The sequence below is a fragment of the Aquabacterium sp. UBA2148 genome (genome assembly GCF_002328915.1).
Lineage (GTDB): Bacteria > Pseudomonadota > Gammaproteobacteria > Burkholderiales > Burkholderiaceae_C > Aquabacterium > Aquabacterium parvum.
This window is the reverse complement of sequence record NZ_DCXA01000032.1, coordinates 1-2,244: the sequence shown is the minus strand read 5'-3', so window position 1 is coordinate 2,244 and position 2,244 is coordinate 1. Positions and strand designations below refer to the sequence as shown.

2 protein-coding genes are annotated in these 2,244 nt (G+C 68.1%); one reads left to right on the top strand and one right to left on the bottom strand.

What is annotated here, in order from left to right; genetic code table 11:
* On the top strand, positions 1-1,000 hold a 1,000-nt coding region (priA, locus tag B2W70_RS01850), incomplete at its 5' end, for a replication restart helicase PriA (RefSeq protein ID WP_286742265.1).
* 27 nt (positions 1,001-1,027) lie between these two features.
* Here the strand turns inward: priA and B2W70_RS01845 are convergent.
* Entirely contained in the window at positions 1,028-1,855 is an 828-nt protein-coding gene (locus tag B2W70_RS01845; protein WP_286742263.1) for an HDOD domain-containing protein, read from the bottom strand.
* Positions 1,856-2,244: the final 389 nt, after the last annotated feature.

Genomic DNA, 2,244 nt, shown 5'->3' with positions numbered 1-2,244 from the left:
GGCGCCGCTGCTGGCAGCCATCACCGAACGCGTCGAGCGCGGCGAGCAAAGCCTGGTGCTGCTCAACCGGCGTGGCTACGCCCCAGTGCTGCAGTGTGGCGACTGCGGCTGGCAAAGCGGCTGCCCGCACTGCAGCGCCTGGCGCGTGTTCCACAAGGTCGACCGCACGCTGCGCTGCCACCACTGCGGCTTCACCGAGCGCGTGCCACGCGCCTGCCCCGATTGCGGCAACCAGGACATCCAGCCCGTGGGCCGGGGCACCGAGCGCCTGGAAGAGCAGCTCGCCGAGGCCCTGCCCGGCGCGCGCGTGGGCCGCATCGACGCCGACGTGACCAAGCACAAGGGCGCGCTAGAAGAGCAACTCGCCAGCGTGCACGCGGGCGATGTCGACGTGCTGGTGGGCACGCAGATGGTGGCCAAGGGGCACGACTTCCGGCGCATCACGCTGGTGGCGGCCGTCAACCCCGATGCGGCGCTGTTCGCGAGCGATTTCCGCGCTGCCGAGCGCCAGTTCGCGCTGCTCCTGCAGGCCGCAGGCCGCGCGGGCCGAGACGCCGACGTGGCCGGCCACAGCGAAATGTGGGTGCAGACCTGGCACCCGCTGCACCCGCTCTACCAGGCCCTGCGCGAGTACGACTACGAAGCCTTTGCCACGCGTCAGCTGCAGGAGCGCCAGTCGGCGGGCCTGCCGCCGTATGCCAGCCTGGCCCTGCTGCGCGCCGAGGCCAAAACGCAGGACGCGGCCAACGCCTTCCTGCGCGCTGCAGCCGAAGCCGTGGGCGAGATCTCGGGTGGGGTGACCCTCTACCCGAGCGTGCCCACGCCGGTGCAGCGCGTGGCCGACATCGAACGCGCGCAGATGATGATGGAGTCGCCGCAGCGGCCCGCGCTGCAGCGTTTGCTGACCGAGGCGCAACCCATCTGGCTGGCCCTGGCGCAACAACACCGCCGCAGCGGACTGGTCCGCTGGGCGGTGGACGTGGACCCGCTGTCGATCTGAGGACCGACGGCGGTGCCTGCGCAGCGATCAGCTCAGCAGCGCTTCCAGGCCTTCAGACAACTCCGACAGCGGCGGCATGTCGGTCAGCAGGGTGTCGGCGTTCAGGCCCAGCTTCTTGGCCACGTCCTTGGGCAGGGTGGCTTCCATTTCCTCGGCCTTGAGCCCGTTGTGCTCGGCGCGGGCGCGCCAGGCGGCCAGGTGGATCACACCGGCAACCGGGTTGAAGGTGGTCGCGGCCAGCGGATCGGGGAACTGCGAGATGGCTTCGCCAAAGCTCAGCGGGAAGCGCCATTGGCGCGACAGCTCGGCGCCCACGGCGGCGAAGTTGTAGCCGAACGATTGCTGCTCCATGTCCAGGCGGCGGCAGTCCAGCGGCGAGGCCTGCTTGTCCAGCGCCAGCATCTGCTCGGGCATGCCGGCGTGCATCACCAGCTGGCCGATGCCGTGCATCAGGGCCACGGTGAAGGCCTGGTCGCCGTTGACGCCGGTCTTCTTGGCCAGCCAGCCCGCCACCGCAGCGGTGTGCAAGCTGTAGCGCCAGAATTTGGTCAGGTCCATGCCGGGCATGGCCTTGTAGCCACCGGTCAGACCGGAGCTGATGACCAGGGTGCGCACGGTCACGAAGCCCAGCATCGACAACGCCTCGTTGACGGTGCCGATGGTGCGCGAGACATGGTAGTAGGCCGAGTTCGCCAAGCGCAGCAGCCGGGCCGAGAGCACCGGGTCCGCCGCCAGTTTTTTGGCGATCTCGTCGATGGACACGTCCTGGTTGTTGAAGCTGTCGATCAGCTCATGCACGATCTTGGGGATCGCAGGCAGGGCCTGGGGTTGTTTGAAAAGGGCTTCGAGTTGCATGTGACCCGCCTCCATCGCTCGGGGAACCATTGAATCACCACGCAAACCCATGCAGACAGCGGTTGACGTGGCAGATTGAACACTTTTCGGCACTTGAGACCGTGACCTGAGGATCTCGCATCCGAGAATTTGTTGACATGTGGAAATGAGCACGCTCGGCGGCCTTGTTGCGCGTTTCACATCTTGCGATCGGGTTCCTGGTCGTGCTGTCATGACCCCATTGGAGACCTGACCATGCGCCTGCTTGCCACCTTGCCCGCCTCCTTGCCTGAGCCTGTGAACGGCACACGCCGACGCCGCCTGCTGGCCGCGACGGGCGTGCTGCTGTGCGCCGGCCTGGGGCCCGCCTTCGCCGGCCCCGGCGACCTGCCCGCGCGCAACCTGCTGGT

Excerpts from the sequence above, each read along its gene's own strand:
- B2W70_RS01845 (WP_286742263.1), bottom strand. The coding sequence starts at position 1,855 with ATGCAACTCGAAGCCCTTTTCAAACAACCCCAGGCCCTGCCTGCGATC.